The following is a 23,390-nucleotide window of genomic DNA, read 5'->3' as shown; positions in this document are numbered from 1 at the left end:
CGCCCACGGGCCGCCGAGCTATCTCAAGATGGATTCCGGCCTGCGCCGGAATGACATCGTGATTGAAACCAGGCGCCAATTGTAAACACGCCCCCGGCAAAGAGGGGCGACTGACGGCCTTGTGCCGCCTACCGCCCCAGGAACCGCTCCATCCCGAACGGCTTCACGTCGATCGCCGGCTGCTCCCCGGTCATCGCCTGCGCCAGCAATTCCCCCGTCGCCGGCCCCAGCGTAAAGCCGTGATGGGCGTGCCCGATCCCCACATAGAGCCCCTCATGCCGCGGCGCCTTGCCGATGATGGGCATCATGTCGGGCGTACAGGGCCGCGCGCCCTTCCACGGCTCCGTGTCGAGCCGTTCGCCGAGATCGAGCAGTTCGCGCGCCGCCTTTTCCGCTCTGCCGAGCTGGATCGGCGTCGGCGCCGCGTCGCGCATGGCAAATTCCGCCCCGGTGGTCAGCCTGATGCCCCGCGCCATCGGCGCCAGCGCAAAGCCCACTTCGGCGTCGAGCACCAGTTGGTTGAGCTTGGCCCCGCCATGCGCGGTGTCGTAATGCATGTGATAGCCGCGCTTGACGAACAGCGGCAGCCGATAGCCCAGCCTGTCCAATATTTCGGGCGCCCACGGCCCCAGCGCGATCACCGCCTGCTTGCCGCCATGCCGCACTCCGTCCACCATCGTCGCCCAGCCCCCGCTCTCCTGGGTGAGCCCGCTTGCCGCGCCGCGCACGAAACGGCCGCCCAGCCGCCCGAACAGCTTGAAATACGCGGTCACCAGCGCGCCGGGATCACTCACCGTCCACGGATCGGTCCAGTGGATCGCCCCCGCCAACCCGCCCTTGAGGTCCGGCTCCATGGCCTTGAGCTCGGGCCATTCCACCACCCGGTGGGAAATGCCGAACTGGTCATGGTCCCGCCGCGCCTTCTCCGCTTCCCGGCGCAATCCCCGGTCGCTGCGAAAGGCCAATAGCCAGCCGCTCTTATGCACCAGCGCCTCGGCTTCCGGCCCGGCTTGCGCCATCAGGTCGGCATGCGTCACGATCGAGCGGCCGATCAGCGGCGCATAGCTCTGCACCACTTTGCGATAATGCTCGGGCGAGGATTCCCACCAATAACGCAGCAGAGCCGGCGCCAGCCGCGGCAGCGCCATCGGTTCATAGCGGGCCGCCGTGCTCAGATGCAGCCCCACCTGCATCAGCATGGCCAGGTCGCGCGGAAAGGCATGCGGCCGCACTCCCTCGCGCTGGATGATGCCGGCATTGCCGAAGCTGGTCTCGCGCCCGGGCTCGTTCTTGTCGATCAGCGTCACGCTGCGCCCGCGCCGCAACAGGTGAATACCCGTCGCCACCCCGACAATACCGGCCCCCAGAATGATGACGTCGTCCATGACAAGGCTCCCCTCCACCCAACATGGTCACATGCTAGCACAGCGCTTCCAGGAGTTTCACGCAATCGGCGAGGGTTGCCGCCATTCCACGCAACATCATCCGGTCAAATCGCGTCGGGGCGCAATATTATCCGGCTATTGCCGCCTGTGGCGAGCGACCTTGTCACCGGCGAGCGGATGGCCAGGGACGGGGTTCGTGCCGTGCAGCAGCATCAGGCAGCCCGTCATCCTTCGCCTTTTTGCCCTGGGCTGAGCGCGTCGATCACGCGGCAATCGCCCACCACGCCATGGCTGCAGCTCTCCAGCATGCGTTCCAGCTCGGCTTCGAGTGCGCGCAACGCACCAATACGCGCCCGCACCTCGCCCAGCCGCTCCGTAGCGATGGCGTCGATACTGGCGCAGGACTGGCCGGGCTGGTCCTGCAAATCCAGCAATTGCCGAATGCTGCCGATCTGGAAGCCCAGTTCTCGCGCGTGGCGGATAAAGCCGAGTCGGTTCAGATCATCCGCATCGAACAGGCGCCTGTTGCTGCCGCTGCGGTCCGTCGGCCGCAACAGGCCGATCTCTTCGTAATAGCGGATGGTCGGCACCTTGACGCCACTCCGTTCCGCAGCCTTGCCGATGAAAACGCCCATCGAAAATAGTCCTTGATCCTCTAGTCGCTGGAGATTGTAGGCTCGCGCTGTCAATCCAACAAGGAACCTCCATGAGCGCCCATTGCTGCGACCACCACGCCGAACCGCCAAAGCCCGATGCCGGCAAGGGCTACCGCCTGGCGCTCTGGGTCGTGCTGGCCGTGAATGCCGCAATGTTCCTCGTCGAGATAGGTGCCGGTTTCCTCGCTGGTTCGGCCGCGCTACAGGCCGACAGCCTCGACTTTCTCGGCGACGCGGCCAATTACGGCATCAGTCTCTTCGTTATCGGCATGGCCTTGCAGATCCGGGCCCGCGCAGCTTTGGTCAAGACGGCCAGCATGCTGGTTTTCGGCATCTGGGTCCTGGGCGTCGCCCTTTGGCACGCCATGACCGGCACGGTGCCGCAGGCCCAAACGATGGGCATTGTCGGAGCCACGGCCTTGCTGGCCAACGCGGCCTCCTTTGGCATTCTCTGGCGGTTCCGCGATGGCGACAGCAACATGCGATCGGCCTGGATTTGCACGCGCAACGACGTCCTGGGCAATCTCGCCGTATTGCTGGCGGCGCTGGGCGTCTTCGGCACGGGCACGGCCTGGCCTGATATCGCCGTGGCCGCGATCATGGCCCTGCTGGCCATCCAGGGTGCGGCGACCCTGCTCCCGCAAGCCCTCGCCGAACTGCGCTCAACCGCGGCGCGGCGCCATTCCCAGCTCAGAACCTGACGGGTGGCTCACCCCCGGCTCTGATACACATAACCGCGCACGCTGGCCGGCACTTCCTGCTTGAGCCAGGCGCGGAAGGCCCGCAGCTTGTGGCTCTCCCGCCGCCCCTTGGCCGTCACCAGCCAATAGCCCTGCGGCCCGTCCACCGCATGCTCGAATACCCGCACCAGCCGCCCGTCGCTGACCGCGTCGGCGCTCATCATGTCGGCCGCCATCAGCACGCCCTGTTCCGAAATGGCCGCGTCGAAAGCCAGCGAGGCATCCGAATAGACCGGCCCCGCCAGCTTGATGGCTGGGTCCATGCCCACTTCAGCCCGCCAGGCATCCCAGCTCAGCATCGTGGTTTCGTCCTGTATGACCGGCACGTCGCCCAGGTCCGCGGGGCGTTTCAGCCGCCTGGCAACCACAGGCGCGCAGACCGGCTGGTATTCCGTGCCGCCCACCAGCTCCGCATTCACCCCCGGCCATTGCCCATGCCCATAGCGGATGCCGCAGTCGATATCGGGCCGGCTGAGATCGAGCATGGCCGCCGTCACGTTGAGCCGCACCTCGATATCGCGGTGAAGCGCGGTGAATTTGTTGATGCGCCAGATCAGCCAGCGCGACGCAAAGACGCTGCCCACCGTCAGGTTCAGCACACCCTCGTCGCTGCCCTTGAGTCCGGCAAGTCCATCCTGCAGGGCGGCAAAGCCCGCTGTCAGCTGCGGCAGCGCCGCTTTCAGTGCCGGCGTGGGCCTGAGGCCGGACGGCATGCGCTCGAACAGCTCCATGCCCAGCCGCTCCTCGGCCCGGCGCAGATGCTGGCTCACCGCGCCGATGGTCACGCCCAGCTCCTCGGCAGCCGGCGCCAGCGCGCCCCGACGCGCCACGATCTCGATGGCACGCAGGGCATTGAGCGGAATGGGAAAGGCGCTGACCATATAGTTTTTCTATAGTCAAGCCGCGACCTTGTCCATTGTGGCCACGGCGCGGGAGGCGCATGAAAGGGTCATCACCATCTGCCGCGACCCGAAAGGAGGTCACAAAATGTCTAGTCTCCTGCCCAGGCTCCAACGCCTCTTCGCCGGCCTGTTTTCCACGCCTCGCCTGCCGCTCGACCCTGAGAACATGAGCCTGCGCGACTGGGCCGATCTGCCGGTGCATCACCCCTCGCGTGACCGCGCGCCGTGCTGAAGCCATAATCGGGCTTTTGAAGGGGTAACCGACCGCCCTTCAAGGAGCCTCCGATGATCCGCCCGTTCGCCGTGTTTGCCGTTCTCGCCCTCGGTCTTGGTGCCGCTACCGCGCAGGACGCCACCCCGGCCCCCGCCCAGGCCCCCGAAATCGTCATCGATCCGGCGGCCAGCCTCAATACCACGCCCAAGCAGGCCAATATGCTGACCGGCTTTTACGCCACCCAGGCCGTCATCGAGATTTGCGCGCTGGCCATCGAGCCCGATATTGCCACCGGCATGGCGGCCGACCGCGCCCGCCTCGAAACTGCCCTGGGCATGGATGCCACCATGGCTGCCGGCGCCTTCGCCCAGGTCAAGGCCGATGTCGAAAAGACCAGCCCCGACTGCGCCGATGGCAGCGCCGACCGTGCCGGCGTCGATGCCGTCACCGCCATCTACGCCGCCCTGCCACCCCCGGCCGCCGAAGCCCCCTCCCCGGCGGCCGGCACGGTGACCACCGACGCCCCGGCTACGCCGGCGCAGTAAATTTCGCCCATGAGTGGAGCCCACCCTCGCCCCTTGCGGGAGAGGGTGGTTTTTCCCGTTCAGCGGAAAACCGGGTGAGGGGAGCCGCCGCCCGATATCCGGCTACTCACAAATCCGCGCCGTACAGCTCTGCCCATGACATCCCAGATCCAGATGCAGGTGGTCGTGGTGCTCCGCATTGGCCTCCGGCCCCAGCACGGTGGTAAATTCCCCGCAGGCGGCGTCATGCGCCAGCCGCAGCAGCCGCCCTTCCGGCGCCGCCGCCGGCAGCCAGTCGCCCTCGACCGCGATGCTGCGCCCGTCCTCCAGCGTAAAGCCGGTCATATCCACCGCATTGGCAAAGCCATGCTCGGAGGTGAAGCCGTCGCTGGCATTGTTGCGGTTGCGGCACATATAGCTGATGCCGGTATCGATCTGCGCCAGCGCGCTGCCCAGCACGGTCTCGGCATAGAGATCCACCGTCTCGACCCAGTCGGGCAGGGCGCCGGCCATCTGGCAATTGGTGGTGATGGGGCTCGATAGCGGCACCATCCGCCCCCGGCTCATCACCCCGGTTACCACCAGCGGCGACTGCTCCCCGCATATCCCCTCATGCAGCGGCGGCGCCGTCTCGGCCGCCACCAGCCCCGTGATCACGGCCGGGCAGGCCACCTGGTAGATACGCTCCGGCTCCGGCACGGGTTCCACCGGCGCGGCGTCTGCTTCTTCCGCCGGTTCGCCATCGTCTTCTACCGCCGGCAGCACGGGGCCGGCCGGGGTGGCGACCACCGGTTCATCCGGCAGGCTGGGTGGCCTTGGCTTTGGTATGGGCGGTGGCGTGCTGGCAGCCGGCTCGCCCGGTTCTGCGCGCGGTGCCGGCTGGTGCTGGGCCGGCGGGCCGGTCAGGGTCTCGACGAAATCTTCGAGCGGTCCCAGGAAATCCTGGCTGCTGGCCGGAACGGCGCTGCTGGCGAGGATGGCGGCGATGACGACGGGAATGATGCGCATGGATACCCAACGCGCAGCCATGCAAAAGGTAGCGCCCCGACGCTGTTAACCTGCGCTAAACCATCTTTCTCGGCCCAAGCACTTCTGCTATCAGCGCCTCATGACAACGCCGCTTTCCCGCATCCGCAATTTTTCCATCGTCGCCCATATCGATCATGGCAAATCCACCCTGGCCGACCGCCTCATCCAGATGACCGGCGGGCTCGAACTCCGTGAGATGAAGGAGCAGGTGCTCGACTCGATGGATATCGAGCGCGAGCGCGGCATCACCATCAAGGCCCAGACCGTCCGGCTGACCTACAAGGCGCAGGATGGCGAGACCTATATCCTCAACCTCATCGACACGCCCGGCCATGTCGACTTCGCCTACGAAGTCTCCCGGAGCATGGCCGCCGTGGAAGGCTCATTGCTGGTCGTCGACGCCTCCCAGGGCGTCGAGGCGCAGACCCTGGCCAATGTCTACCACGCGCTCGACGCCAATCACGAAATCGTCCCCGTCCTCAACAAGGTCGACCTGCCCGCCGCCGACGTCGATCGCGTCAAGCAGCAGATCGAGGACGTCATCGGTATCGACGCTTCCGAGGCCGTGGAAATTTCCGCCAAGACCGGCCTCAATATCGAGGACGTGCTCGAAGCCATCGTCCACCGCCTGCCGGCCCCCAAGGGCGATATCAACGCCCCGCTCAAGGCCCTGCTGGTCGATTCCTGGTACGACACCTATCTCGGCGTCGTCGTCCTCGTCCGCATCATCGATGGCGTGATGAAAAAGGGCCAGAAGATCCGCATGATGGCCTCCGGCGCCGTCTACGAGCTCGATCGCGTCGCCGTCAACACGCCCAAGCTGGTGGAAGTCAAGGAACTCACCCCCGGCGAGCTCGGCGTCTTCACCGCCTCGATCAAGGAAGTCGCCGAAACCAATGTCGGCGACACCATCACCGACGATCGCAAGCCCACCGCCACCCCCCTGCCGGATTTCCGCCCGGCCCAGCCCGTCGTCTTCTGCGGCCTCTTCCCCGTCGATGCCAGCGACTTCGACGAGCTCCGCGCCGCCATGGGCAAGCTGCGGCTGAACGATGCCAGCTTCTCCTTCGAAATGGAAACCAGCGCCGCCCTGGGCTTCGGCTTCCGCTGCGGCTTTTTGGGCCTGCTGCATCTCGAAATCATCCAGGAGCGCCTCTCCCGCGAATTCGATCTCGATCTCATCGCCACGGCGCCCTCGGTGGTCTACGAGGTCGCGCTGACCAATGGCGAGACTATCCACCTGCACAATCCGGCCGATCTGCCCGATGTGATGAAGATCGAGGAAATCCGCGAGCCCTGGATCAAGGCGACCATTCTCACCCCCGACGAATATCTCGGCTCCATCCTCAAGCTCTGCCAGGATCGCCGCGGCATCCAGCGCAACCTGTCCTATGTCGGCAACCGCGCCTTGGTGGAATACGACCTGCCGCTCAATGAGGTGGTGTTCGATTTCTACGATCGCCTCAAATCCATCTCCAAGGGCTATGCCAGCTTCGACTATACCCTGGCCGATCACCGCCCCGGCGACCTGGTCAAGCTCTCCATCCTGGTCAACGCCGAACCCGTCGACGCCCTCTCCATGCTGGTCCACCGCACGGTGGCCGAGAGCCGCGGCCGCATCATGTGCGAAAAGCTCAAGGAACTGATCCCGCCCCACCTCTTCGTCATCCCGATCCAGGCCGCCATCGGCGGCAAGATCATCGCCCGCGAAACCGTCCGCGCCATGCGCAAGGACGTGACGGCGAAGTGTTATGGCGGCGACGCGACGCGCAAACGAAAACTGCTGGAAAAGCAGAAGGCGGGCAAGAAGCGCATGCGGCAGTTTGGGTCGGTGGAGATACCCCAGGAGGCGTTCATCAAGGCGCTGAAGATGGGGGATGACTGAGGGTCATCCCCCATCGTCATGAGCACTAGTGCCGTTTATGCCAAATTAGGTCACTAACCACAACCTGCCCAGACTCTAGAATGAGCTGTAGGGTATCGTGGTCACCAACCATAATAGCTTCGTCAATTTCGCCCTTTACCAACCGCTGAAGTAGCGTGGGTCTATCGAAGATGACGGTCCTCCCGATACGTCTTAAATCATATACTGTTGCGATGAGCGAATTTAGTTCCGCGCCTACCTCGCCAACATGTTGCAAAACAACGTCTTGTTGATAGTCGCTTAGCAATAAGAACTTGCGCCAATATCGATCATCTAGCGCATAAAAGTCATTTAGTGGCTGTGGCTTCGCGCCGCCATAGTGGATGCCCATTCGGCTCCCCCAAGTTTGACAGGTTGCTGCATTGTTTCCTCCCCAACTGAGTCCCATTAGCACTCACGGTGGCATAGTGCTAATGGCCCGTCAAGCGGGGCGGGCAGATCAGTGGTGATGGTATGGCGGTGTTCCGGCTATTGATCTGGCATAATTTTTATGCCATTAGAGTTCTGCCCACCGGAGTTGAGCGACAGCTCCTCCCACCCCAAAGGAGACAGAAATGAAGGATGCCCTGAAATTGCCTATCGTGCCTTACCTGGCCATCGAGAACACGCACCGCTAAGCGGCTGCGAGCTTAACACGGAACAGACGAGTCGAGGGAAACACGGATTAATTTATGAGCAGATGTGAGCCCTTCGTACTGCGTCGCAGGAAGAGCAAATGCCAAAAGATATCGAAACGTCCACACCAGAAGGAGAGACCGCGCGAGTTAGAATGACGCTTGATTTGTCGAGACGCTTAAACGAGCAGTTGGAGCGGTTGGCGACCGAGCGTCAGATTAGCAAATCGGACATAGTGAGATTTGCGGTCGAATTTTTGACGGCTGCGGACCAAGCAAAACGAGCAGGAATGCATGTTGGCGCTTGGAAAGAAGAAGCCGGAACGCGCAAGGAAAGAGAATTCATCGGGCTTTAGTGCCCAGACGAAAAGGGAGCCGGGCGGCAACCCAACTCCCCTGCCGTAGCTCATGCCCAGCCAGCTCGGCCGAAGCAATCGACACTTGACCAAGTTACCCTAATATAGGGCCGATTGCTCCGTCAAATCACAGAAGTGCTGGATGTGCCGCCCTTCGAAGGGCTTTCACGGAGGCCTCTATGGCCAACGAACGTACTGGCAGCAAGGTGGGAAGCATTGCTTCAAAAGCGCTTCGCGACCCTAAAAGTGTGACGCCAGCACAGATCAAAAAGATTGCTGCGTCAGCATTGACACAGCGCCCGAACAAAAAGTGAAATAGGTTGGCGCGGCCTCCGCGCCAACTCTTCTGCTTTACTAGGCTCGTTTTCTACCGGTGGTTTCTACAGATCCAGGAGGATAGCCATAGCGAGCGTAGCTGCCGGATTGCGACGCCTCAAAAGTACTACGTTTGTTTGGATCGGTGACATAGGTCAAACTGAGGCGCTTGGCCATCCTCTTGGCCGCCTGCTCAATCAACTCGACCTCGGATAGGGATTTTTCATCCATGAATCGCTCTCCAGTCGCCAAAGACGAATCACCTTAAGCCGAAAAAGGTTCCTACAGAGCTACTTTTTGCGGCCTAGATCGTAAAACTTGGGCTTGGAAGTGACATGAATTTGGTTCGCAGTGAGTTTCCGGAGCTTGTGTTCGGCATCGCCGCTCCCATCGGCGTTCATATTGACGCTATTTGCGAAAGCCTAGCGAACGAACTCCGCATTGTTCGATATGAGTCACACACGATAAAAATTACGAACCTATTGGACGATTTTCCATCTGGAGTTGAAAAACCCCAGCAACAGGATTTCGGCTCTGTGATCTCTTACAAGATCAACCACGCCAACGCGTTATGCGAGTTGTTTGCTGAGCCCTCGGTGCTGGCGCGCATAGCCGTTAGGGAGCTACGACAACTCCGTATCTCCCACACGCAGGACGCTGAGGTCATTCCTCCGGGGGTCGCATACATCATTCGTCAGCTTAAGCGTCCCCAGGAGGTGCAGCTACTGCGCCAGATTTACGGGAAACAATTCATCCTCATTTCGGCCTACGGCGCAGACGCGGATAGGCGAAACATCATCAGCGAGCGCCTCAAACGAACGCTGCCTACAAACACCACTTCCAGCGAAATAGCCTCTCGTACCGAAGAGCTGATCGACAGAGACGCGGAGGAGGGGGCCGACACGGGACAGCATCTGCGCGACACGTTTCATTTGGGGGATGTGTTCATTGACGGTATCAACAAAAAAGAGATGGACGACAAGCTCCATCGATTCGTTCAAGCGTTCTTCGGGAGGACCGATACAGCTCCAAGCAAAGACGAATATGGAATGTATGCGGCTAAATCCGCGTCTTTGAGATCATCAGACTTGTCGCGGCAGGTTGGTGCTGCCATCTTTTCCGACGATGGCGAAGTAATCACGCAGGGCTGTAATGAGGTTCCCAAAGCGTTTGGTGGCACATATTGGGATGGAGAAGAGCCGGATTTTCGCGATGTAGTGTTGGGCCATGACCCAAATGACGCGATGAAGAAGGAGGTGCTGCGAGAGGTTCTAGAGCGCCTGGAAAAGGCCAATCTGCTATCTAACACCGCCAAGCAGCACGGCACCCCAGCCACCTTATTGGAAGCGCTCTGTAAGAAGCCAACAGCCGAAGACTTAAAGCGGAACGACGGCACTGGAGCTCTTCTGGGTTCAGCACTCCTCGATCTAACCGAGTTCGGTCGTATTGTTCACGCAGAGATGTGCGCTGTCTGTGACGCCGCTAGATTAGGTAAGAGCGTCAAAGGTGCTACGCTTTATTGCACAACCTTTCCATGCCACAACTGCACAAAGCATTTGCTCGCCGCGGGCATAAAAAAGGTCGTCTATATTGAGCCTTACCCCAAAAGTAAGGCTCGAGATTTGCATGCCAATGAGGTGGCAATCGAAAGCGAGGTGCCCGGAAAAGTGTCCTTTATTCCGTTCCTTGGCATATCGCCGTATCGATATCGCGACATCTTTCAGAAAGCTCGGCGAAAAAACAAATCAGGAATGGCTCGGCGGTGGATCGACGAAGAGGACGTTCCCAAACCTATGTTGGATGCGGCATATCCGTCCTACTTGGAGGTTGAGCTTGCGGCTCTATCTACGTTCACGGGGGCGATCGTGGCTTTAACAAGCTGAAAAAATAATCCCCGCCCCTCCACCCCGCCTTACCCTCTCCTGTCCGGCATCCCGCCGCACAGGAAAAACCATGACCACACAAACCAGCCACCCGCCTTTCGCGCCCGGCGCTCAAGGCCAGCCTGCGGCGCAGGCTGCGCCCAATAGCCCGCCACCGCGTGAAGGCTATACCACCAAGCCCCAGGCCGAGCGGCATGAGGCGCTCTGGCTGAGCCTCGCCGCCCTGCACAAGGACACGATCGCGCTCGGCGCAAAGAAGCCCACCGCGCCCGTCTCCGATGCCCTGCGCATCAGTGCCGAAGGCCTGCTCAGCGATTGTGCCGAGTTCATCCGCCAGCGCGGCGAGCGCCTGCCGGTCGCCGCGCCGGATTTGGCGGGCCTTGCCGTCCAGCTCGGCCGGGCCCTGGCGGCGCTCGAAAGCTGGGAGAGCCACCACACCACCTGGGATGAGCGCTTCAACTGCCGCATCTGGCATCTCCATGCCGGCTACCTGCCGATCATGCGGCTCAAGCCGCCTGCCGCGGCCCTCAAGTTCAAGCGCGACGATTTGAACGCCATCCGCGTCAAGCTGGACGAGCGCTTCACCAACCTGCGCCTGCGCGATTTCTACAATGGCTTCCGCGCTGGCCGCCAAACCGAGCGGGAAAGCCGGCCGCTGGCCGCGGTAGAGGCCGAGTGGCAGAAAACTTATCCCCGCCTGCGCCTGTTCGAGTAAATTCATGCCCATCCCTCCGCATGGGCGGCCTGCAGCGAACAGTGGCGGGGGAGCCGGGTGCGGCTTCGCTGCTCGCACAGGTTCGAGTCCGGGCGGAAGCGTGTGCGCGACCCCCCGTACAGTTCCAAAAACCGGCGCCCCGAGGCGGTTTCCGTCTCATTAAAAACTACTCAGGGGCGAAAACCGCCTCGGGGCCCGCCTTGCTGCCCTGTCCCCGGAAGCGCCCGCGCTGTCCGGCGCTTCCGCGCGATTAAATCCCCGTTGCGCCGGCAAAGGGTATATACTGGCGCAAAGCCAAGGGCCGGATGGTCTAGTCCTCCAGCCGGAACGGAGCCTCCCCATGCACAAATACAAAATCGGCCAGACGCTCGATCTGCTGCCCAATCGCGGCAGTTCCAATCGCCGCGCCGGCGAATGCCAGATCGTCGCCTTGCTGCCCTATGAGGGCCATGCCGTGCAATACAAGGTCCAGGCCAAGGCCGAGACGCATCTGCGCATCGTCTCCGAAAACGATCTGCAGCAGCTCGCCCATCCCTGAGCCCGCTCTATCCCCGCTATTGCCGATTGTGCCATCATGACCACGCTTGCCGATTTCACCCTGCCCTTGCTGGATGGGACCAGCCAGAGCCTTGCCGCCTATACCGGCAAGGCGATGCTGCTGGTCAATACCGCCAGCAAATGCGGCCACACGCCGCAATATGAGGGGCTCGAGGCGCTGTGGCAGGCCTATAAGGACAGGGGCCTCGTCGTGCTGGGCTTTCCCTGCAACCAGTTCGGCGGCCAGGAGCCGGGAACGGCCGCCGAGATTGCCGAATTCTGTACGCTCAATTTCGGCGTCAGCTTCCCGCTCTTTGCCCGGCTCGATGTGAACGGCCCCGCCCAGAGTCCGCTCTATGCCTGGCTCAAAGCCGCCCATCCGGGCGATATCGAATGGAATTTCGCCAAGTTCCTCGTTGGTCGTGACGGCCAGGTGGCCGCCCGCTTCGCCCCCGATATCCTGCCGGCGGCGCTCGAACCGGCCATAGAGGCGCTGCTGTAGCCCATCGGCCACAGGTGCGGGCCGGATTTATCCCCGCGCGGAACGAAGGGCGCATAGTCCCGTTGTCAGATCACGGGGCGGAAATGGCGTGGACCCCGGGGTCGCACTTGCGATCCGTAGAGGTTTGCGCATCCGCAATGAGTGGCCTGTGCCACTCCGTGAAAGGACACAAAAATGAAGAAAATTCTCCTGGCCTCCGTGGCCGCGCTTTCGCTCGCCGCTGCAATCCCCGCTTTCGCGCAGGACAAGGTTGTCGGCGTCCAGTCCGATGCTGAAGCCGGCGCCGTCATCGGCGCCACCGGCGGCGGCACCACCGGCGCCGTGATCGGCGGCCTGCTTGGCGGCCCCATCGGCGCTGTCATCGGCGGCTTTGCCGGCGCCACCATCGGCGCCGAAGCGGGCATCGCCACCTCGTCCATCGATTATGTCGCGGCCCATCCGGTCGAGCCCATCTATTTCGACGGCAGCGCCGATATCGGCTTCGTCGTCCCGGCCGACGTGACCATCTACCCCATCGAGGGCGACGCGACCTATGGCTATGTCTATGCCAATGACCGCGTCTGGATCGTCGATCTTGAAAGCCGCGCCCTGGTGCAGTCGCCGGGCTATCTCGTGCCGCAGGTAGCCGCCGATTTCGCCGTGGCCAATCCGGTGACTCCGGTCCAGGTCGAAGGCGATGCGGTGGTCGGCTATGTCCTGCCCGACGGCACGGCGATTTCGACCATCCCCGATTCGCACTATGGCTATGTCTATCTCGGCGATCGCCCGGCCCTGGTCGATCAATCCAACCGCACGGTGGTCTGGATCAACTGATCCATCCACCCCGCCTGGTCCAGCCGCCCGGTTCGCGCCGGGCGGCTTTGCTTTTGACCGCTCAGCACGTTGCGCGATATAGAGAGCCGGCAGGCGGAGGTGCAGATGGCCGACATTCTCGAATATTGCAAAGGGCTCAAGCAGGTGAGCTTCAAGCCGGGCGCGGTCATGCTGCCCGAAGGCGAGCGCTTCGGGCGGCTCTATGTTTTGGTCGAGGGGCAGGTGGAAGTCATCCGCGAGCGCACCCAGGTCACCCATGTCGACGAGCCGGGCTCCATCTTCGGCGAAATGGCGGTTTTGCTCGACATGCCCCATTCGGCCACGGTCAAGGCGCTGTCGGCGGTCACCGCCTATGAAATCCCCGATGCACTGACCTTCCTCGATTCCCGCCCCGAATTCTCGCTGCACATCGCCACCATGCTGGCGCGGCGGCTTTACTACACCACCTCCTACCTGGTCGATCTGCAGCAGCAGGCCGCCGGCAAACGGCAGGATCTCGACCTGGTCGACCAGATCCTGGCGAGTCTCGTCGATCCGGCCGACCTCAAGAAGCGCAAGAAGGCCTGAGTGATGGCCGAAGGCGGACCAAGCCTCACCATCGCCTATTGCACCCAGTGCAACTGGCTGCTGCGCTCGGCCTGGATGGCGCAGGAAGTGCTGTCTACCTTCAGCCTCGAAATAGGGGCGGTGACCCTGCTGCCCGGCACCGGCGGTATTTTCGAAATTCATCTCGATGGAGAGCTGGTCTGGGAGCGCAAGCGCGACGGTGGTTTTCCCGACGTGAAGCAGCTGAAACAACTGGTGCGCGACCGCATCGATCCCGACCGCGACCTGGGCCATATCGATCGCGCCTCCGGCAACAGCCCGGAAATATCCTGACGCACCAGAGGGCTTCCCTTCTGCTCCCGTGCCGCTAAGCTACCCTTGCGAGAGCGGCCGGGTCGCGGCTGCCGAAGAGGAGTCCCAGCGTCATGGCACACAAGTTCAACATTACCCCGGCCGCCAACGATCAGTTCAAATTCGATTTCTCCTATAACAGCGAGAAGATTTTCTGGTCCGAGAATTACAAGGCCAAAGCCAGCGCCAAGTCGGCCATCGAGTCTCTGAAGAAGAATGCGCCGGGCGCTGCCACGGTCGATCTCTCCAAGGACGAGACCGGTTCCGGATACCGCTTCGAGATCGTTGCCTCCAAGGATGGCCAGCATTTCGTGCGCTTCGTCGCCGGCAATGGCGAAACCATGGTCCGCACCGAAACCTATACGTCCAAGGCCTCGGCCAGGAATGCCATCGAGTCGCTGCAGACCCGGGGACCCGACGCGCCGGTCAGCGACGAGGCATAAAGCCCATTTCCAAGCTTCGACCGAATGCTCTAGTCTCCCGGCAAAACATTGACTGGGAGACTGCCGCCTCATGCCTTCATTCACAAAATTCCTCGCCGTTGCCACGGCCCTTGCTGCTCTCGGCCTGCCCGCCGCCCAGGCGCAGGATGCGCTGCCCGATCTCGGTGGCCGCACCATCATTGCCGTCACTGAAAATGCCTATGTGCCGCTCAATTTCGCCGATCCGGCGACTGGCGAAGGCATCGGGCTTGAATACGATCTCTTCAACGAGATCGCCAAGCGCCTCAATGCCAAGGTCGATTGGCAGCTGTCGAGCTGGGACGTGATGATCCAGGCGGTGCGCGACGGCCAGTTTGAGGTCGGGATGGATGGCATCACCATCAATGACGAGCGCAAGAGCCAAATCGATTTTTCCGATTCATACCTCACCTCCCAGCAGCTGATGCTGGTGCGCGCCGACGAGACCCGCTTCACCGACGCCGCAACCTTCGCCGCCGATCCGGCCAATCTGGTCGGCGCCCAGGCCGGCACCACCAATTTCTACGTCGCCGTCTACAATGTTCTCGACGGCGACGAGGCCAATCCGCGCATCAAGCTGTTCGACACGTTCGGAACCTCGGTCGCGGCCCTGCAGGCCGGCGACGTCGATACCGTGCTGATGGATCAGACCTCGGCCAATGGCTATATCGGCGCCAATCCCGGCGCCTTCAAAATCATCGGCGAGCCCCTCGGCACCGAGGATTTCGGCTTCATCCTTACTCCCGGCTCCGACCTCGTCGCCCCCATCAACGCCGCCCTGGCCCAGATCAAGGCCGACGGCACCATGGACACCATCCAGCAGAAGTGGTTCTACGAGTACAATTCGGCGCAGTAGCCTTGCTGAGCTCTCACACTGGGGACGGTGACCCACTCTATCGGCTTCCTGCCCACCCTCCCCCTTGAGGGGAGGGTAGCGGCGCCAGGCCCGCAGGGGCCTTGGCAAAGCTGGGGAGGGGGTGGCTTTGTGGCTCATCAAGGGACCCCCTTCCTCATTCCCTCCCCTCAAAGGGGAGGGAAGAACGACTGAGAGGTCGAGGAACAAATAAGAAGTCCATGACCTACATCCCCCGCCGTCCCTCCATCCTCGCCCGTATCCCCTGGTGGTTGCTCGCCATCGGGCTGCTTTTCGTCATCGGCCTCTGGGCCATCACCAATGATGCCGGCTATTCCCAGATTTTCCGCGCCCTCTCCGGCGGCGTCGCCACCACCATCTGGGTCACCCTCGTCGCCTTCTTTGCCGCCACGCTGATGGGCCTGCTCGTCGCCCTGGCCCGCACCTCGAACAACCGCATCCTGCGCGAGATCGCCACCTTCTACGTGGAAATCATCCGCGGCATCCCGGTGCTGGTCTTCCTGTTCTACGTCGCCTTTGTCGGCGCGCCGGGCATGGTGGCCGGGCTCAACTGGCTGCTGCAGCCCTTCGATACAGTGGTCACCATCCGCCAGTTCGATTTCGTCTGGCGCGCCATCGTGGCGCTCACCATCTGCTATTCTGCCTTTATCGCCGAGATTTTCCGCGCGGGGATAGAATCGGTCGATCGCGGCCAGCTCGAAGCGGCGCGCTCGCTCGGCCTTTCCCGCTGGAAATGCTTCCGCCTCGTCACCTTCCCCCAGGCCCTGCGCACGATATTGCCGCCGCTCGCCAACGACTTCGTCTCGATGATCAAGGATTCCGCCCTCGTTTCGGCCCTGGGCGTGCAGGACATCACCCAGCTCGGCAAGGTCTATTCCTCCGGCTCGTTCCTGTTCTTCGAAACCTACAATGTCGTGGCCTTCCTCTACCTCACCATGACCATCTCGCTGTCCCTGCTGGTGCGGCTGCTCGAGCGCCACCTGCGCGAAAATCGCTACTGAGCGTCTTGCGCCGGGGGAGGAGCAGGGCCATCTAATGCCCGCAACCAGGAGCCCGCCCATGAACCGCCTCGCCGCCCTCGCCACCGCTGGCGTCCTCGCCGTCACCCTTGCTGCCTGCGGCGATAGTCGCGAGGTGGGCAATGTCGGGGTCGATTGGACCGGCAATGATATTTCCATCGATGCGGTGGCCGATCCGGAAGTGGCTGGCGTCACCTGCCATCTGGCCTATTTCAACCGCTCCTTCATCGATCGCATCAGCCAGGGCAACTGGTTCGAGGACCCCTCCTATTCGGCGCTCGATTGCTCGGTTACCGGCCCCATCACCATCGGCGATATCAATACCCGCGCCGGCGGCGAGGAAATCTTCAAGGAAGGCCGCTCGCTGATCTGGAAGTCGCTGCGCGTCACCCGCGTCTACGACGCCGCCAACAATGCCTTGGTCTATCTGGCCCATGCCCGCGAAATCCAGCAGGGCTCGGGCAAGATGAGCCTCTCGGTCATTCCGCTCAATGGCGAGCAGGTCACCTGGACCAACGGCGCCCCCACCCCCTGAGGGCTTTACTGCCGCAGGGCGTGCCTTTGGAACGCCATGGCGTTTCTGCCGCCCAAAACATAAAAGGATTTCACTCCCGGCCGCTTCATTGCGCGGGTGAGAGTACGATATTCTGTTCCAAGCGAGTAAGGGCCGTTGCGGCCCCAGAGGAAATAGCATGGCAATTCTGATTGGCGATACCGCCCCCGATTTCACGGCCGACAGCACCGAAGGCCCAATCCATTTCTATGACTTCATCGAAGGATCCTGGGCGGTCCTGTTCAGCCACCCCAAGAATTTCACCCCCGTCTGCACCACCGAATTGGGCTACACCGCCAAGCTGAAGCCCGAATTCGACAAGCGTGGCGTCAAGGTGCTGGGCCTGTCGGTCGATAAGCTCGAAGATCACGCCGGCTGGGCCAAGGATATCGAGGAAACCCAGGGCACCGCCCTCAATTTCCCCCTGCTGGCCGATACCAGGGGCGAGGTCGCCCGCCTCTATGACATGATCCATCCTAATGCCGATAATTCGCTGACCGTCCGTTCGGTCTTCGTCATCGGCCCGGACAAGAAGGTGAAACTCAAGATCGAATATCCGGCCTCCACCGGCCGCAATTTCGATGAAGTGCTGCGCGTCATCGACAGCCTGCAGCTCACCGCCAACCATTCGGTGGCTACCCCGGTCAACTGGAAGAATGGCGAGGACGTCATCATCTCCAGCTCCCTGTCGACCGAAGCCGCCAAGGAAAAGTTCCCCGATGGCTGGAAGGAACCCAAGCCCTATCTCCGCATTGTTCCCCAGCCCCGCGCGTAGCGCGGCACACGTTTTCTCCCTGACAAAACTGGGCGGTGGTTCATCCCACCGCCCTTTTCTTTTGTGATCCCTCGGCCGGTTCTGTCCCGCCTCCCTCAAGGGGGAGAGAGGTATGAACACTGGCCTCTGATCTTGCGCCTCCGCCCCTGAATGGGGAGTGATGGGAGCCACTGAGTCCGGAGTTTGTCCTACCCCGCCGCAAAGCTCGAATTCACATCCTGCGGCCGGATCATCCCCACCATCCGCCAGGCTGCGACAAAGGCAAGCGCCGCCATTGCCGCCCCCAGCGCATAGACCGGCACCACGGCCAGCTTGACCTCCACCGCCGAAATCGCCGCCGCCATGCCCGCCGAATTGGCCGCCACGCCGGCCAGCGCCGCGCCGATGGCATTGCCCGCCGATTGCGTCGTCGGCATCAGCGCCGAGGTGCGGTCGCGCTCCGCGTCGCTCGCGGCTTCCATCATGGTGAGGTTGAGATAGCCGTTGCAGGTGCCGAAGCCCGAACCGATCACCAATTGCCCCGCCACCACGATGGCGACCTGGTCCATCTGCAGCCCGGCCAATACCAGCACCAGCCCAACCGCGATCATCGCCGGTCCCAGCCGGATCAGCGTCTTGCGGGTTTCCTTGCTGCGCACATTGGCCACCATCACTGCCGAAGCGCTCCACGCCACGGCGAGCACGGCGGCGATGGCGCCCGCCGCTGTCGGGCCATAGCCCCACATTTCCTGCACGACGAGCACCAGGTAGACTGCCGATCCTGCCCCGGCGATATTGATCAGCAGCACCATCCACAATCCCGTGCCCACCACCGATACCGGCCGGAACGCGTCAGGCGGCATCAGCCGGTCGCGGCTGCGGCCATCGAGCCACACCACGCCCACCAGCAGCAGTCCAGCTCCGGCCAATAGGCCGATCGCCGGCAGCGGCTGCGCCAGGCCCGCCAGCGCCACCAGCATGATCGCCGCGCCGATGGTCAGCAGCCGCAGCCCCGGAAAGCTCACCACCTTGCGATCCTCCGGCGAATGCGCCGGCACCTTCACGACAACCATGGCGGCAAAGATCAGCACCAGCGGCACATTGACCAGAAAGGCGGCGCGCCACGACACCAGTTCGGTCAGAAGCCCCGCCGCTGCCGGCCCGCCAAAGGCCGCGATAGCCCAGATCATCGCCTGCAGCCCGAACACCTTGGGCACCAGCCGCGACGGAAACAATTCGGGGATCAGTGCAAAGCAGATGGCCGAAACGACGCCCTCGCCCAGCCCCTGCAGCGCCCGCCCCACCAGCACCTGCTCCATCGAAGTGGCACTGGCGGCAACCACCGTACCGGCAAGGAAAATGCCGGCCGAGATCAGCAGAGCTGTGCGCGCGCCGAGCCTTTGCTTGAGCAGGGCCGCGCCCGAGCCGCCCACGATGGCAAACACCAGGAACAGCGTCAGCGCCCACGAAATCAGCGCCACCCCGCCCATTTCCTGCACCGCCGTCGGCAGCGAAATCGACGCCAGGAAGGCATTGAACGCCAGCAGCGCTACGCCCAGGCAGAGGATCAGCGTCACCGTCGCATAGCGCGGCGTGAAAATTTCGGCCCAGTTTCCTTCAACGGAATCGGTCATGACAAACTCGGAATTAAAAAAGCGTATGCTTGGTATATTACGGGTGACGCAAAGGCAATTGCATATTCTCTAGGCAGGTCCGAAGCGAGGAGAATGTGTGGCGAGCCCACCACGCATCGCAACCACCGGCCCTCTTACCCTCCCCCTTGGGAAGGGAAGCGAGATAGGACTTCGGATGATCGAGCAGGGTGGGGGGGCTTGCGGGAGAGCTATGGAGTAAGACCACCGAGCGTGGGCTTCCTCATGAAGCATTCGCTTGCGCGATGTCATCCCGGCGTAGACCGGGATCCATCCTGAGGTCTATCCGAGCTATCTCAAGATGGATTCCGGCCTTCGCCGGAATGACACCGTGATTGAGGCCGGGCGCCAGTTGCAAACACGCCCCTTGAGGGCAGGGCAATCGCATTTGCCCGGCTCCACCGACGCGGACTTCCGCCCCCTTGCCATCCCCTCCACCCCATCTTAACCGCCCCGGTCCATCCTGCCGCCACCCCAGCGCAGGACCGCCCGCTTGACCGCCGCTCCCTCGTCCCGTCCCGATCTTCGCCTCGTCGTCCTCGTCTTCGCCGTGGCCGCGACGATCCTGGTTGTCCGCACGCTGGTCGGCCACGCCGATCTGCCCTTCTTCGCCGATACCGATGATGCCATGCGCATGGTCATGGTCCGCGATTTCCTCGCCGGCCAGCCCTGGTACGATCTCACGGCCCATCGCCTCAACACGCCCTTCGGCGCCGAATTGCACTGGTCGCGGCTGATCGACCTGCCGCTGGCGCTGCTGGTCATGGTCTTCACGCCGCTGCTTGGTGCCGATCAGGCTTTGGTGGCCGCCGGCTATGTCTGGCCGCTGCTGCTGCTGGTCCCGCTGCTCTGGCTCAGTGCCCTGCTGGCCCAGCGCCTTGTCGGGCCCGACGGTGTGCTGCCGGCCCTGGTCCTGCCGGTGCTGAGCCCCGCCATCACGGCCGAGTTCACCCCCGGCCGGGTCGATCACCACAATGTCGTCATCCTGCTGACGCTGGCGCTCATCTGGGCCGGCGTGGAAGCCATAAGCCGCCCGCGCTTCGCTTTGCTCTGCGGCTTTTTCGCCGCCACCACTTTGGCCATCGCCACAGAATCCCTGCCCACCATCGCCGCCGCCATTCTGGTGATGGGGCTGCTCTGGGTAGCCGATCCGGCCCAGGCCCGCACCATGCGCAGTTTCGGGCTGGCCTTTGCCGGCAGCGCGATGGTCCACCTCGCCATTTTCCGGCCGCCGTCGCGCTGGCTCGAAGCGGCCTGCGATGTGCTCTCGCCGGTTTATGTCGCGGTGGCGCTGGTCGTCGCCCTGGTCTTTACCCTCGCCAGTCTCGTACCCGCGCGAGCGCCATGGCAGCGCCTGGCCCTGCTCGCCGTCCTCGCCGGGATCGGCATGGGCATGGTCGCCCTGGTCTACCCCCAATGCCTCCACGGCCCCTATGGCGAACTCGATCCCTGGCTCCAGGTCAACTGGATCGCCACCATCGTCGAGGCCCGCCCCTGGTTCACCACCATCACCGAGCTGCCGGCCTATGCGGTCGCTGTCGGGCTGCCCGCTTTGCTGGCCAGCGTGGTCGTCGTCTGGCGCCTTTGGACCGTCCGCGAACGGCGCACCGAATGGGCGGCCTTGCTGCTGTTTCTCGTCTGCACCGCCCTGGTCATGCTGGCTCAGGTGCGTGGCGCACGTCTCGCCATCATGCCGGCCATGCCGGCCGCCGCCTGGCTCATCGTCACCGCCCGCCGCCGCTATCTGAACATGCCGCGCCTCGGCACCATTGCCGGCCTGGTGCTGAGTTGGCTGGCCTTTTCCGGCGTGGTGCTGTCCCTGCTGGTGCTGGGCGTGGTCAGTCTCGTGCCCGGTCGCCCGCAACAGATGGCCGAGGCCCGCGCCAGCAAGGAGCCGTGCCTATTGCCATCGGCCTTCGCCGATCTTGCCGCCATCCCGCCCGAACGGGTGATGACGCCCATCGATCTGGGCGCTCACCTGATGCTCTATACCCCGCACGAAGTCGTCGCCGCGCCCTACCATCGCAACCAGCAGGGCGTGCGCGACGCCTTCCGCTTCTTCAACGACCCCATTGCCGACGCCCGCGCCATCCTCGATGACAGGGGCATCGGCCTTGTCGTCCTCTGCCCGGCCATGGCCGAACTCAAGGGCCTTCCCAGCCGGGCCGAAGACAGCTTCGCCAACCTCTACGCATCAGGCAATCTGCCGCCCTGGCTGCAAGACGTAACCCTTCCCGGCGCCACCCTGCAGGTCTTCGCGGTTCTGCCGAAGAAATAGCCGGGGCCCCGGTCGTCGCCCCTCTCCCCTTGAGGGAGAGGGTGGTTTTTCGCGTCCAGCGGAAAACCGGGTGAGGGGTGCTGCGTTCAGGTATGCCAGAGGTGAAGTAAGAGACCCCTCATCCGCCCCTTCGGGGCACCTTCTCCCTCAAGGGGAGAAGGGAAGAGCGGCGCTTGGTCAGCCCAACCCCAGTTCCGCCCGCACCTTCCGCGTCAGCTTCCCCGCCACGATGCGGTGCGCCTCGCGCAGATAGGCTTCCACCTCATCCCCATCCAGCGGGCTGGCCACCGAAATCGCCACCCAGCCCGCCCGCGCGAAATAGGGTGCCGGCCGCACCCCTTCGAGTTCGGTCAGCAGTTCGTAAGCCATGTCGGAAACCTTGAGCCACACCTCGCCTGGATCGCGGTCGAGCAGCGCGAACACCTTGCCGCCGATCTTGGCGACCGAGTCATCGCGCCACTGGCGCACCAGGGTTGCCTTCGGCAGCGTCAGGATGAACGCTTCGAAGCCGATCCGTGTCATTATCTTGGGGTAGGTGACGCTCAATGCTGACAGTCTGCTAACAATAAGGCCGACCCGGTGAACCGGATCGGCCCTGTTTTCACTCGGCTGCGGCGACGCCCAGCCCGATGGGGCAAGAGACGCCGGTGCCCTGCAATCCGCAATAGCCATTGGGATTTTTGGCCAGGTATTGCTGGTGATAAGTCTCGGCGTAGAAAAAGTCCCTGGCCGGGGATATCTCGGTGGTGATGGCCCCCAGGCCCCGGCTGTTCAGTGCCGCCTGATAGGCCGCACGGCTCTTTTCGACCACTGCCGCCTGTTCGGGCGTCGTCGTATAGATGGCCGAGCGATATTGTGTGCCCACGTCATTGCCCTGCCGCATGCCCTGGGTCGGGTCATGCTCTTCCCAGAATGTCCTCAGCAGCGTGTCGAGGCTGACCGTGTTCGGGTCATAGACCACCTTGACCGCCTCGGTATGGCCGGTGCGGCCCGAGCAGACTTCCTCATAGCTGGGATTGGGCGTCGAGCCGCCCTGATAGCCGACGGCGGTGACGATCACACCCGGCAATTGCCAGAACAGCCGTTCGGCGCCCCAGAAGCAGCCAAGCCCGAAATAGATGGTTTCGGCGCCGGCTGGATAGGGGCCTTTCAGTGCCGCGCCATTGACGAAATGTTCAGCCACCACAGGCATTTCCGTGGCGCGGCCCGGCAGGGCCTCGCTGGCGTCGGGGATGGTGGTGGGCTTGGATTTGAAGAACATGTCTGTCTCCTTTCACTGCGTCATTCGCAGCATCGGCCGCCCTGGTTACAGGCGCCGTCAAATCTGGTCGGCGCGCAGATAGCGCTCGCGGCGCGGCTTGCGCCCCAGCAGCGCCAGCACGATTCCCGGCACGCCGAATACGGCAAAGGCCGGATAGTCCAGCACCGCCTTGAGCGCCGCATCGAGCAGGTCGGCAAAGAACCGGCTCTCGAAGAACGCCGCGACCGCCGCGAGGCTGGGCGGATGGATCTGCGTCCACAGATCCGCCAGGCTGGTGTAGACCAGGCCATTGGCGCCCAGCGATTTGGTGCCATCGATAACAAGCAAAACCAGCGCCAGGCCGATCAGCCAGGTGCCTGTAATTCGTAAGACGAGCCGCATCAACATTCCCTGTGCTTACCGGGGATAAGTTGAGGCTGGCCTACCCGTTCCGCCCCGTGCACAATTTCTTTGTGCCATGTCGGGCGGCCCGCTCACAAGGTGGGAATGCTTCCGCGCAAAAACAATCGTCATCCCGGTGTCGTGATCCCTT

Annotated in this window: 28 protein-coding genes and 1 pseudogene; 20 read left to right on the top strand and 9 right to left on the bottom strand. The window is 63.0% G+C overall.

Annotated elements, in window-relative coordinates; all coding sequences use genetic code 11:
- Window positions 1–128: 128 nt before the first annotated feature.
- Window positions 129–1,385, bottom strand: a complete 1,257-nt coding sequence (locus ASD04_RS12965; protein WP_056257521.1) for an FAD-binding oxidoreductase — start codon at window positions 1,383–1,385, stop codon at window positions 129–131.
- A gap of 224 nt (window positions 1,386–1,609) precedes the next feature.
- Window positions 1,610–2,020 (bottom strand): helix-turn-helix domain-containing protein, encoded by a 411-nt coding sequence (locus ASD04_RS12960; RefSeq protein WP_056257518.1) that lies wholly within the window; start codon window positions 2,018–2,020, stop codon window positions 1,610–1,612.
- Window positions 2,021–2,091: 71 nt separating this feature from the next.
- On the opposite strand from ASD04_RS12960, the gene ASD04_RS12955 reads away from it, so the two are divergent.
- Window positions 2,092–2,742: a cation transporter gene (locus ASD04_RS12955; RefSeq protein WP_056257515.1), complete on the top strand. Its 651-nt coding sequence runs from the start codon at window positions 2,092–2,094 to the stop codon at window positions 2,740–2,742.
- An 8-nt stretch (window positions 2,743–2,750) separates the two neighbouring features.
- Here the strand turns inward: ASD04_RS12955 and ASD04_RS12950 are convergent, their stop codons facing one another.
- Window positions 2,751–3,662, bottom strand: a complete 912-nt coding sequence (locus ASD04_RS12950; protein WP_056257512.1) for a LysR substrate-binding domain-containing protein — start codon at window positions 3,660–3,662, stop codon at window positions 2,751–2,753.
- A gap of 106 nt (window positions 3,663–3,768) precedes the next feature.
- On the opposite strand from ASD04_RS12950, the gene ASD04_RS19455 reads away from it, so the two are divergent.
- Window positions 3,769–3,915, top strand: a complete 147-nt coding sequence (locus ASD04_RS19455; protein WP_156461239.1) for a hypothetical protein — start codon at window positions 3,769–3,771, stop codon at window positions 3,913–3,915.
- Window positions 3,916–3,968: 53 nt separating this feature from the next.
- Window positions 3,969–4,442: a hypothetical protein gene (locus ASD04_RS12945; RefSeq protein WP_056257509.1), complete on the top strand. Its 474-nt coding sequence runs from the start codon at window positions 3,969–3,971 to the stop codon at window positions 4,440–4,442.
- A gap of 102 nt (window positions 4,443–4,544) precedes the next feature.
- Here the strand turns inward: ASD04_RS12945 and ASD04_RS12940 are convergent, their stop codons facing one another.
- On the bottom strand, window positions 4,545–5,429 hold the full coding sequence (locus ASD04_RS12940) for an extensin family protein (protein WP_056257506.1): 885 nt from the start codon (window positions 5,427–5,429) through the stop codon (window positions 4,545–4,547).
- 100 nt (window positions 5,430–5,529) lie between these two features.
- On the opposite strand from ASD04_RS12940, the gene lepA reads away from it, so the two are divergent.
- From lepA to ASD04_RS20000, 3 genes are all read left to right on the top strand, one after another.
- Window positions 5,530–7,335, top strand: a complete 1,806-nt coding sequence (gene lepA, locus ASD04_RS12935) for a translation elongation factor 4 (protein WP_056257504.1) — start codon at window positions 5,530–5,532, stop codon at window positions 7,333–7,335.
- Window positions 7,336–8,089: 754 nt separating this feature from the next.
- The gene (locus tag ASD04_RS12925) at window positions 8,090–8,344 is read left to right on the top strand and encodes a DNA-binding protein (RefSeq protein WP_156461238.1); all 255 of its coding nucleotides are present in this window, start codon (window positions 8,090–8,092) and stop codon (window positions 8,342–8,344) included.
- A gap of 179 nt (window positions 8,345–8,523) precedes the next feature.
- Window positions 8,524–8,658, top strand: a complete 135-nt coding sequence (locus ASD04_RS20000) for a hypothetical protein (RefSeq protein ID WP_280137676.1) — start codon at window positions 8,524–8,526, stop codon at window positions 8,656–8,658.
- 40 nt (window positions 8,659–8,698) lie between these two features.
- Here ASD04_RS20000 and ASD04_RS19450 read toward each other — a convergent pair whose 3' ends face one another.
- Entirely contained in the window at window positions 8,699–8,890 is a 192-nt protein-coding gene (locus ASD04_RS19450) for a hypothetical protein (RefSeq protein ID WP_156461237.1), read from the bottom strand.
- A 104-nt stretch (window positions 8,891–8,994) separates the two neighbouring features.
- On the opposite strand from ASD04_RS19450, the gene ASD04_RS12920 reads away from it, so the two are divergent.
- From ASD04_RS12920 to ASD04_RS12865, 13 genes and pseudogenes are all read left to right on the top strand, one after another.
- Complete coding sequence (locus ASD04_RS12920; protein ID WP_056257498.1) at window positions 8,995–10,542, top strand: anti-phage dCTP deaminase; 1,548 nt, start codon at window positions 8,995–8,997, stop codon at window positions 10,540–10,542.
- Between the two features lie 70 nt (window positions 10,543–10,612).
- Window positions 10,613–11,257 (top strand): hypothetical protein, encoded by a 645-nt coding sequence (locus tag ASD04_RS12915; protein ID WP_056257497.1) that lies wholly within the window; start codon window positions 10,613–10,615, stop codon window positions 11,255–11,257.
- A gap of 340 nt (window positions 11,258–11,597) precedes the next feature.
- Window positions 11,598–11,795, top strand: coding sequence for a hypothetical protein (locus ASD04_RS12910; protein ID WP_056257494.1), 198 nt, complete (start codon window positions 11,598–11,600; stop codon window positions 11,793–11,795).
- A 36-nt stretch (window positions 11,796–11,831) separates the two neighbouring features.
- Window positions 11,832–12,296 (top strand): glutathione peroxidase, encoded by a 465-nt coding sequence (locus ASD04_RS12905; protein WP_056257493.1) that lies wholly within the window; start codon window positions 11,832–11,834, stop codon window positions 12,294–12,296.
- Window positions 12,297–12,470: 174 nt separating this feature from the next.
- Window positions 12,471–13,109, top strand: a complete 639-nt coding sequence (locus ASD04_RS12900) for a DUF1236 domain-containing protein (protein WP_056257490.1) — start codon at window positions 12,471–12,473, stop codon at window positions 13,107–13,109.
- A gap of 105 nt (window positions 13,110–13,214) precedes the next feature.
- Window positions 13,215–13,676: a cyclic nucleotide-binding domain-containing protein gene (locus tag ASD04_RS12895; RefSeq protein WP_056257487.1), complete on the top strand. Its 462-nt coding sequence runs from the start codon at window positions 13,215–13,217 to the stop codon at window positions 13,674–13,676.
- A gap of 3 nt (window positions 13,677–13,679) precedes the next feature.
- Entirely contained in the window at window positions 13,680–13,988 is a 309-nt protein-coding gene (locus ASD04_RS12890) for a SelT/SelW/SelH family protein (RefSeq protein ID WP_056257631.1), read from the top strand.
- A 92-nt stretch (window positions 13,989–14,080) separates the two neighbouring features.
- Window positions 14,081–14,263, top strand: a pseudogene (locus ASD04_RS19875) (DUF1508 domain-containing protein); the annotation flags it as partial.
- 24 nt (window positions 14,264–14,287) lie between these two features.
- Window positions 14,288–14,449: a YegP family protein gene (locus ASD04_RS19995; RefSeq protein WP_280137677.1), complete on the top strand. Its 162-nt coding sequence runs from the start codon at window positions 14,288–14,290 to the stop codon at window positions 14,447–14,449.
- 70 nt (window positions 14,450–14,519) lie between these two features.
- Entirely contained in the window at window positions 14,520–15,323 is an 804-nt protein-coding gene (locus ASD04_RS12880) for a transporter substrate-binding domain-containing protein (RefSeq protein WP_056257481.1), read from the top strand.
- Window positions 15,324–15,541: 218 nt separating this feature from the next.
- Complete coding sequence (locus ASD04_RS12875; protein ID WP_056257480.1) at window positions 15,542–16,342, top strand: amino acid ABC transporter permease; 801 nt, start codon at window positions 15,542–15,544, stop codon at window positions 16,340–16,342.
- Window positions 16,343–16,400: 58 nt separating this feature from the next.
- The gene (locus tag ASD04_RS12870) at window positions 16,401–16,895 is read left to right on the top strand and encodes a CreA family protein (protein WP_056257479.1); all 495 of its coding nucleotides are present in this window, start codon (window positions 16,401–16,403) and stop codon (window positions 16,893–16,895) included.
- A gap of 157 nt (window positions 16,896–17,052) precedes the next feature.
- On the top strand, window positions 17,053–17,688 hold the full coding sequence (locus ASD04_RS12865) for a peroxiredoxin (protein WP_056257476.1): 636 nt from the start codon (window positions 17,053–17,055) through the stop codon (window positions 17,686–17,688).
- 188 nt (window positions 17,689–17,876) lie between these two features.
- Here the strand turns inward: ASD04_RS12865 and ASD04_RS12860 are convergent, their stop codons facing one another.
- Window positions 17,877–19,301, bottom strand: a complete 1,425-nt coding sequence (locus ASD04_RS12860; protein WP_056257475.1) for an MFS transporter — start codon at window positions 19,299–19,301, stop codon at window positions 17,877–17,879.
- 511 nt (window positions 19,302–19,812) lie between these two features.
- On the opposite strand from ASD04_RS12860, the gene ASD04_RS12855 reads away from it, so the two are divergent.
- Window positions 19,813–21,597, top strand: coding sequence for a hypothetical protein (locus tag ASD04_RS12855; protein WP_056257472.1), 1,785 nt, complete (start codon window positions 19,813–19,815; stop codon window positions 21,595–21,597).
- Between the two features lie 177 nt (window positions 21,598–21,774).
- On the opposite strand, the gene ASD04_RS12850 is transcribed toward ASD04_RS12855, so the two are convergent.
- Genes ASD04_RS12850 through ASD04_RS12840 form a run of 3 tightly spaced genes read right to left on the bottom strand, consistent with a single transcriptional unit; the run spans window position 21,775 to window position 23,239 of the window.
- Window positions 21,775–22,143 carry an MmcQ/YjbR family DNA-binding protein gene (locus ASD04_RS12850; protein ID WP_244488311.1) on the bottom strand — a complete coding sequence of 123 codons (369 nt, stop codon included), beginning with the start codon at window positions 22,141–22,143 and terminating at the stop codon, window positions 21,775–21,777.
- A gap of 55 nt (window positions 22,144–22,198) precedes the next feature.
- Window positions 22,199–22,858 carry a peptide-methionine (S)-S-oxide reductase MsrA gene (msrA, locus tag ASD04_RS12845; protein WP_056257467.1) on the bottom strand — a complete coding sequence of 220 codons (660 nt, stop codon included), beginning with the start codon at window positions 22,856–22,858 and terminating at the stop codon, window positions 22,199–22,201.
- 57 nt (window positions 22,859–22,915) lie between these two features.
- The gene (locus ASD04_RS12840; RefSeq protein ID WP_056257465.1) at window positions 22,916–23,239 is read right to left on the bottom strand and encodes a hypothetical protein; all 324 of its coding nucleotides are present in this window, start codon (window positions 23,237–23,239) and stop codon (window positions 22,916–22,918) included.
- Window positions 23,240–23,390 lie beyond the last annotated feature (151 nt).

Origin of the sequence: Devosia sp. Root436, assembly GCF_001426345.1 — a bacterium.
Lineage (GTDB): Bacteria > Pseudomonadota > Alphaproteobacteria > Rhizobiales > Devosiaceae > Devosia.
Note: the sequence above shows the minus strand (reverse complement) of the source record. Positions and strands in the feature narration are given on the sequence as shown.